Origin of the sequence: Methanosarcina sp. DH1 (genome assembly GCF_020804205.1) — an archaeon.
Classification (GTDB): domain Archaea; phylum Halobacteriota; class Methanosarcinia; order Methanosarcinales; family Methanosarcinaceae; genus Methanosarcina; species Methanosarcina vacuolata.
Genome location: NZ_WJBJ01000008.1, coordinates 23444 through 31241, shown reverse-complemented (window position 1 = coordinate 31241; position 7798 = coordinate 23444). Strand labels below are relative to the sequence as shown.

Below are 7798 nucleotides of genomic sequence, written 5' to 3'. Positions count from 1 at the left end.
CTTTTTGGCAACCAGCTTTTTTGACACTAATCTTGAGGAGAACATTAGGTTTATGTTTTTCGTTACAAAAAACATCAGTATAAGGAGTTTTACTGCTATTTTGGCTGTTTTGATTCAAACGAGACTCTAAAACTCTTACACGTTCTTCAAGTTCAGCAATCTGAGAATCTTGTTTCTCTATGATAGACTCAAGTCTCTGGATAACAGCAATAACTGCTTCAGGACCAGATTCATAAATTTCAAGGATCTCTTCACGTGTAAGCATGATATTGAAAAAAGAAGCTTATTTTATATGCAATTTTTCCTCGGAAAGAGGAAAAATTGCTTTTAACAAAGCTATGGCTGAATAGTTACAAATATTCTCAGTTAGTGAATCTTGATGCTTTGAATCTGGTAAATGATGCAATTAGCAGTTCTAGGACTGGGCAGTTACTCGCAACAGACGGGCAGACCATAGTTAGCGATACGAGGCTCTCAAATTAGAATTTTGACTTAAAAACTTATTCTTTTTTCCACTAACTCTGATAGCACTTATCTCTGTTTGGTAGTGGCAACTTAAAACAATACCTTCTATGTCTTTCTCATGTCAAAAAACAGTATGTTATACAAAGGAGTCCTCTTCGAGGACTCCTTCGATAATTATTTGAGCAGAGAAAGTACTTCAATTTGCCAATTCCTGTACTTTCTTTGCATTGACGATATTGCAAAGCACGTCGAACGTACTTTTTACACCAACAAAAGTTGGCACTTTAAGTACAGTGTTTCTTCTATGATAAAACTGTTTGTTGTTAAGTGTTTCAGGCAACTCTCATATGATAAAACCATTTCTTCCTTAACAGAAGAAGAAGCTATCCTGCTTTCTTTTTATGATGAAAATGGCCAGATTAAACTTCCTTCAGGTGGAACCCTTCATCATTTTGTGAAGTATAGACTTGGAGAAAAAGGAGTCAATGAGATAATGATGCTTATAGGTGAGAAAATTCTCAAACTTTCTCAGGAAAAGGAAGCAAAAATTGATTCCACTCCACTTGAAGCTTCAAGATACGACAAACATGCTGATTATAATCCTCATTATGAATGCAAAATGGATAAGGCACATATTACAATGGTTGGAACTTATCCAATTTTCATGACTCATACAAAAGGACTTTCTGGTGACTCTCCAGAACTCATCGACCATATTGAAGCTCTAAAGAACATGAACGCTAATCTGGAATTTTATTCTGCTGACGGAGGTTATGATTCATTCCTCAATCATTCTGATATTTGGTATCATCTAAACGCAAAACCGATTATTTCCTACGCTTCAAATGCAGTAATCAATCAAGAAGGTGAAGAGGAACGAATCGATCACTGGGTGAATAAAAAGTGGAAACTCGGTGGAGATATTCACGCACCAATGGAAAACAAACTCAGATTTCTATATGAAATTGGAAGGAAAGAACAGGTAGGAATGTACCTAAGAAACCAAAATATTAGAGATGAGACTTTTGATGATCAGTATAAAAAGAGAGCTGAATGTGAAAAGATACATGGACATATTAAAGGTACAGTAAAGTTCGATATCAGAAGAGTGAGAAATCAGAGTAGAAAACTCTACTCTCTATTGAGTTTCATAGCATATCAACTACTGGTGTTGACAGAGATGCAAAATAAAGTTGAGGATAAGAATTCGTTTGGGAGATACTTTTAAAAAAGTGAGTATCAAATTAGATTTGAGATTTTAAAAGCTAATTTGAGATTCTCTTCTAAAAAAATAAAAAAAATCGAAAGTGATATAAATGGTTTCACAGAGTCCAGACAGTTCCAGTCTAGCAGAAGTGCTTGACAGAATTCTCGATAAAGGTATAGTTGTTGACACATGGGCAAGAGTCTCACTTGTTGGCATTGAAATACTGGCTATTGAAGCAAGAGTTGTTGTCGCATCTGTTGACACTTTCCTGCACTATGCAGAAGAGATTACAAAAATCGAAATTGCTGCAAGAGAGGAAAAACCAGTAATTGCAGCATAATTTCTAAAGAAATCAAAAGATTGTATCAAAACTTGACTCACTTTGATAATTGGATAATGAGCATTGTTGACCTTAAACTCAGACAAAAATGTACTCCAATTTCATTTATAAATTAACCTTGTAGTAAGATGCTTTAATCCAATTGTAAAATCAAACGTAGTTTTGAGACAGTTGACTAGTGGATTATTAGAACTTAGTTCCAGAATCTAGTGACGCATGTGAATAAAAGATAGTTATGTTTTTAAAACAGATTCCGAACTGTGTAACACTTTCTGTTAATTGATATCAGGAAGTGTTGAATATCAGGTTAATTAAGGACTAAGCCATCTTGAAAAAAAGAAAATGTCACTGAATTTAGTAATAGAGTCATTATTAAAGACCAGATACCACGAATTATAACTCTATTGCAAGATTCAGTGATAAAAAACAAGAATCAATAGATTCTGGAACTAAGCTAGCTATATTTGAATTAGAATGATAAAAACTTTTCTGCAAGATGTAGAAAAACAAACCACAACAAAATATAGAAAAAGAAAAGGAAGTTAAAACATGCACAAAAGCGTTGCTGATCTAAACAGAGACATAAGTGCGAAGGCGCTAGAACAGAAAGAAGCAGTATCGATAATTAATTCTGCAATAATAAAGCTTCAGTCGGAAAGTAAGGAAAAAGCTGCCCAGATCAATGCTGGAGCCAATCAGATCCAATCCGCAGTCGCAGAGATCAAGAAAGGAGTAGATGAAGAAATTAAACTCTTTGAACAAAAATCAAGCTGGATGAAAGATCAAGTCTGTAATCTGGAGTCCGATATAAGTGGATTACAGAACGAAATTGATCTCTATACCAAAGAATTCTATGGATAATCTGTGGATGCAGAGAGTTTAAAAAGAATAGAAAATCCACTTGTATTCGGTTGGGATCCACACCAAAATAACAAATTCAATAACTCTACCTCAAGCTTATTATTTCAAAGCTTTTGGAGTTAATTACCAGACAACAAAATAGAGCATTGAGGAAGTTATTTTGTAATAGTCCCTTTAAGGAGAGTTTATCGGCTCCAAAGTGAATACTCATAATAAAAGTATACTCTTTAGATTTGGTGATAAGCATTCTAAATAGAAGAATATTTTCATTACACTCTAAAAGAGTTTTATCACTCTTTTACTTGTGTTATTACTCCAGAACTTACATTTTCTTATTTGCGTTTCCACAGATATAATTTACTGTTTTACACCCAATTTAAAGAGGATACAAATCATCCCCTGGTATTTCACGTCTTAACCGAAGACAATTTCAAAAGATCTGTGGCTCTTTGCGACTTTGCATGGGTAATAAAAAACTGTATAATTCATAGGTCACCGTTTGAGAGAAGATTGCCTGCAAGAAACAATGGAGAAACAGTCTTTTGAAATTTTATATTCATTATACTACTGATTGTTCGATCACACTTTCACAATATCAAATTTATTAATTTTAAAACTGTGTTTTTTGCCTCAAAGCACAAGGTAATAGCCCGATATAAAACAAATATTGAAGACTGTAATTACGAAAAAGAGGAACGAAAAATGAAATACAAAGCAACGCATCAGAGAATAGTAAGAGGTAAACCTATTCACAAAACTTTAGAGGAAACAAAACAGGAATCAGACACCGAGGACCTGAATCCCATAAAGGAACCACTTCCATATAGTGTAAATTTGAAAAACTGCTCTGAAGAAAAGAAGTACCTTGTTCCTGAAATGGAATATTTTATAAATAATACTGAAATCCAGAAATTAAGTGAAAGAATTAAATTGTGGATAAAAGTCGGATATCCCGTTCATTTAATTGGCCCTACAGGCTGTGGGAAAACAAGTCTTGCTGTACATATTGCAAAAGAAATTGGACGCCCTGTTATATGGATTAATGGGGATGAGTCACTTACAACAAAGGATCTCATAGGTGGATATGCTCAAATCAAGCAGGAATCTATAAGAGATAATTATATTCATAATGTTTTTAAAAGTTCAGACATTATAAAGCCCGAGTGGATTGACAATCCTCTGGCTATTGCATGTAGGTATGGATATACCCTCATATATAATGAGTTTTCCAGGGCAAAGCCAATTGCAAACAACGTTTTACTTTCGGTTTTTGAAGAAGGAATCCTTGAATTACCATCCAGGTTTGGTGGGGAAAAATACATCAAAGTGCATCCGGATTTCAGGGCAATTCTGACAAGTAATTCAATTGAATATGCAGGAGTTCACGTTCCTCAGGATGCTTTACTGGATCGAATGGTGGGTATATACATGGACTACTATAGCTTTGAAACCGAGGTCCAGATAGTAAAAGAACATACAGGCCTTCCTGAGAAAGACACTGAAAAAATTGTATCAATCATCCGGAAGATCAGGGACCAAACTGATGATGTCCAGAAACCTGGAATCCGGTCCGGCATTATGGTTGGAAAAGCTATGAAAAAACTGAACGGCAATACAAAAGATTATTTTGATCAATTGTTTGTCGATGTGATTGCAACTAAAACAAGTTCCAATGTAGAGCTTCTTAAGAAAGAGAAAATTGTAAATGAAGTTATTTTAGAGCTTAATTCAGAAAAAGAGAGTTCCAACGCTGAAGTGCATGAGGCCGATAAGTCCGTAGATAAAACAGCCCCAGAGATTAATAAGAAGCAAGATCCGGCACCGGTGATCAAGACAGAAAAAACTGTAAGTAAAACAGCTCCTGAGGTTAATAAGAAGCAAGATCCAGCACCGGTGATCAAGACAGAAAAAACCGTAAGCAAACCAGCTCCTGCGATTGATAAGAAGCAAGATTCAGCACCGGTGATTAAGACAGAAAAAACCGTAAGCAAACCAGCCCCCGCGGTTGATAAGAAGCAAGATCCAGCACCGATGATCAAGACAGAAAAAACCGCAAGTAAAACAACCCCCGAAATTCATAAAAAACAAGATCCTGCAAAGGTAATCAAGAACGAGAAACTCGTAGATAAAGCAGTTTCAGAACTTGCATAAATGTTTTTGAAATTCCTGTGGGAACAACCAAGAATGCGCTGGCGTATCCGCAATAAGCAAACGGGAATTTGATGAAATAAAAAAGGCGTATTTAAAATAAGGGACAAGAGACTTAAAAACGCACAGGCATATTCAAAATTCAGGGATAAAAGGCTCAAAATAAGTTTGGGAGAGTTGAGATGGAAACAAACAGGAAAAAAACTGGAGAGAAAGGAGAAAAAATGAGCGCTAATGTTAAAGAAGATGGGATTAAGATAAATTCACTGATGGAAGAACTTAATAAAGCAACATCGTTGATTGAAAGTATTACTAGAAAAAAAGCTGAAGGGGTTGTAAGTATGTCCAGAGAAGAAGGTATACTTAAACTCCTGGTAGAGGTCCTTGAACGAAAATCAATTCCCGACTCGCAGGACATATTGAGCATTTATGAACTGAAACTTAACTCAAATATGGATATAATAGACTATAGTAAAATCGGAATGCGGCGAAGAAGTGATATGTTCACGCAAGAAGAATAACTATAAGCAAAATTCAATACATTTATCATCGATTAATAATTCATATACACAGGATATAATGTAAATTATAGAAAATTTCCTGTATATTTCATATACTTTAATATAAATAGCGTAGTTTGTACATTTTGTATCTTGACCGAGTACAAATGAGTCTGAACGTACAAATAAATCTCAAGGTACAAATGAGTCTCAATAATCCCATTAAACCTGAATAATGAATATACTACAAAGGTAACTGAAGAAGATATAAGCACACGATGACTGTGTTATTGTAATTATGTAAAATAAATTCCGGTAAGTATATTAAACGAACCTCCGAATAAATATTGGAAAATTGCTTTAGAAAGCCTGGAAGGAAGATTCGATGAAGAGTGCTCCTGAAAATAGTAAATATGTCTACTGCATAATCAAATCCCCCGAGGAAGCTATTAACTTTGGTAATATAGGTTTTCAAGGACATGAGGTATACACGCTGGATTGCAATGATTTTTGTCCTGTTGTAAGCAATGAACCCTTCAAAAAATACGAGATTGATGATGAAGAGGAAATAAGTATTCATCAAAATGTTGTCAATGAAGTAATGAAACATTACAGTATTATCCCGGTAGCTTATGGAATGATATTTAAAAACAAGAAATTGATCGAAGTATCCATGAGGGCTGGAAAAAAAGCTATTAAAAAAGCCATTACAATTGTGGATAATAAAGTTGAACTCGGGATAAAAATTTTTTTGCCAAAAGACGCTAAGATAGACAATCAAAAAATGGAACAATGTAAGTCTGAATCAACTGAAAGGCTTGCGGAAATAGCTTCTCATTCGAAAACTCTTAACCTATTCAGTTCTCGTCTTTTGATGAATACTTCTTATCTTGTAGATAAGGAAAAAGTTCAGGATTTCTCAGGTGAGGTTGAAAAGCTTAAACTAGAATATCCTGAGTATAAATTTCAATATAGTGGGCCCTGGCCTCCCTATAACTTTGTAGATATACATATTTTATCTAATAAAAAAGGTGGCTTCAGGTAATGTTTTTCTTTGATGATCTTTTTCTGAGGATGCTAGGAATTGAAATCCCTGGACTTGACCTTATTTCAAACATTGAAATAATAAAGGACTTTGCTTATAAGGAACTTTATAATGTTGATAAAATTAAAAACAAGATCAAGGAAAACCAAATGCTCTATGAGTTTGATGAGCTCTCAAGGGAAGAATATGAGGAAAGGAAAGCCGAGCTTATGAGACAACTAAAATTTGCAGAAAGAGTATTGGAGACGAATCTCAATGTCAGAACCGACATCTTGTCCTGATAAACCATTGCATGGAAAAGAAAAAGAGAATTCAAAATCGCTAACAACCGAAGAAAAACCTTCCAAGTTATTCAATTTTCTAAAATTACTTGAGGAAATGGAGACTCAAAATATCAGTCAAAAATCCGGATCTGGCACGGCTAAAGGGCCTTTTAGCTCGAAAGCTGAGTATGGTTACAGTATCACGATTGATACAAAACCCAATGATTTCCATACTCTAAAAATTTACCCAAAACTTTTGACCAAGAGCCCTGTAACACGCCACTCAAAAAGAAGAAAATAAGCATTTTATTTGTCTTCGGTTAAACGACTACGATCTATAAGGAATGAAGATTCTTCAATATCTTCGAGACTTTTGATTGATGACGGCCAGCTGTAGTTAGAACTAATGCCAGGTATAGGACTTACGCTCTGAAGTATAAAATCAATTATGATAAAGGTTGTAGTTTTAATTTAAAATTAAAACAGTCAAAGGTTTGATGCTACTGATTTCTCAGTTCAATTGCGTAAGTTCCCGAGATATAAAAAAGTCCCTGAGATAATCAATTGAGGAAATACTATGAACGGAGGAATAATATGAGCAACGGAAGTGTTGTCAGGGAAACCGGCGGACTTGCGGATGTAATAGATAGGATTCTGGATAAAGGACTTGTACTGAATGCTGATATTTCAGTATCTATCGCAGGAACTGAGCTTCTTGGAGTTAAAATTACAGCTACTCTGGCATCCTTTGAAACCGCAGCAAAATATGGGCTCGAGTTCCCTTCAGGAACAAAGATTGATACCCCTGCCTGGGAGAAAGTACACGAAGCCCATGCTTATTGCCCGGAATGCGGAAATCGAAGGGAAGAAAAGCTTTTAATTGAAAAAGGGTGCCCAATCTGCGGATGGACAAGCCCACTTTCTAAGAAAAAACGTGCAATAATCCCTGCAAGTTACATTGAGATTGAG

At 35.1% G+C, this 7798-nt stretch carries 9 protein-coding genes and 1 pseudogene; 9 read left to right on the top strand and 1 reads right to left on the bottom strand.

Features of this window, described 5'->3' with window-relative positions; all coding sequences use genetic code 11:
* A partial coding sequence (locus FXW07_RS04685) for a DUF6444 domain-containing protein (RefSeq protein ID WP_229394442.1) occupies positions 1–265 on the bottom strand: 265 nt, incomplete at its 3' end.
* A gap of 318 nt (positions 266–583) precedes the next feature.
* Here FXW07_RS04685 and FXW07_RS04680 point away from each other — a divergent pair.
* The 9 genes and pseudogenes from FXW07_RS04680 to FXW07_RS19490 form a co-directional block, all read left to right on the top strand.
* Positions 584–1693: a transposase gene (locus tag FXW07_RS04680; RefSeq protein WP_229394441.1), complete on the top strand. Its 1110-nt coding sequence runs from the start codon at positions 584–586 to the stop codon at positions 1691–1693.
* 88 nt (positions 1694–1781) lie between these two features.
* Positions 1782–2012, top strand: coding sequence for a gas vesicle structural protein GvpA (gene gvpA, locus FXW07_RS04675; protein ID WP_048122675.1), 231 nt, complete (start codon positions 1782–1784; stop codon positions 2010–2012).
* A 549-nt stretch (positions 2013–2561) separates the two neighbouring features.
* Entirely contained in the window at positions 2562–2873 is a 312-nt protein-coding gene (locus FXW07_RS04670; protein ID WP_229394440.1) for a hypothetical protein, read from the top strand.
* A gap of 702 nt (positions 2874–3575) precedes the next feature.
* The gene (gene gvpN / locus FXW07_RS04665; RefSeq protein ID WP_229394439.1) at positions 3576–5024 is read left to right on the top strand and encodes a gas vesicle protein GvpN; all 1449 of its coding nucleotides are present in this window, start codon (positions 3576–3578) and stop codon (positions 5022–5024) included.
* 179 nt (positions 5025–5203) lie between these two features.
* Positions 5204–5542 carry a gas vesicle protein GvpO gene (gvpO, locus tag FXW07_RS04660; RefSeq protein ID WP_229394438.1) on the top strand — a complete coding sequence of 113 codons (339 nt, stop codon included), beginning with the start codon at positions 5204–5206 and terminating at the stop codon, positions 5540–5542.
* Between the two features lie 364 nt (positions 5543–5906).
* On the top strand, positions 5907–6566 hold the full coding sequence (locus FXW07_RS04655; RefSeq protein WP_229394437.1) for a GvpL/GvpF family gas vesicle protein: 660 nt from the start codon (positions 5907–5909) through the stop codon (positions 6564–6566).
* Entirely contained in the window at positions 6566–6847 is a 282-nt protein-coding gene (locus tag FXW07_RS04650; protein WP_229394436.1) for a hypothetical protein, read from the top strand. Before FXW07_RS04655 ends, FXW07_RS04650 begins: the two co-directional genes overlap by 1 nt.
* The gene (locus tag FXW07_RS04645; protein ID WP_229394435.1) at positions 6822–7130 is read left to right on the top strand and encodes a hypothetical protein; all 309 of its coding nucleotides are present in this window, start codon (positions 6822–6824) and stop codon (positions 7128–7130) included. The genes FXW07_RS04650 and FXW07_RS04645 overlap by 26 nt, the downstream gene beginning before the upstream one ends.
* A gap of 293 nt (positions 7131–7423) precedes the next feature.
* Positions 7424–7597 (top strand): annotated as a pseudogene (locus tag FXW07_RS19490) (gas vesicle protein); the annotation flags it as partial.
* Positions 7598–7798 lie beyond the last annotated feature (201 nt).

Excerpts from the sequence above, each read along its gene's own strand:
- FXW07_RS04655 (WP_229394437.1), top strand. The coding sequence starts at position 5,907 with ATGAAGAGTGCTCCTGAAAATAGTAAATATGTCTACTGCATAATCAAA.
- FXW07_RS04670 (WP_229394440.1), top strand. The coding sequence starts at position 2,562 with ATGCACAAAAGCGTTGCTGATCTAAACAGAGACATAAGTGCGAAGGCG.
- gvpA (WP_048122675.1), top strand. The coding sequence starts at position 1,782 with ATGGTTTCACAGAGTCCAGACAGTTCCAGTCTAGCAGAAGTGCTTGAC.
- gvpO (WP_229394438.1), top strand. The coding sequence starts at position 5,204 with ATGGAAACAAACAGGAAAAAAACTGGAGAGAAAGGAGAAAAAATGAGC.
- gvpN (WP_229394439.1), top strand. The coding sequence starts at position 3,576 with ATGAAATACAAAGCAACGCATCAGAGAATAGTAAGAGGTAAACCTATT.
- FXW07_RS04650 (WP_229394436.1), top strand. The coding sequence starts at position 6,566 with ATGTTTTTCTTTGATGATCTTTTTCTGAGGATGCTAGGAATTGAAATC.
- FXW07_RS04680 (WP_229394441.1), top strand. The coding sequence starts at position 584 with ATGTCAAAAAACAGTATGTTATACAAAGGAGTCCTCTTCGAGGACTCC.
- FXW07_RS04645 (WP_229394435.1), top strand. The coding sequence starts at position 6,822 with ATGTCAGAACCGACATCTTGTCCTGATAAACCATTGCATGGAAAAGAA.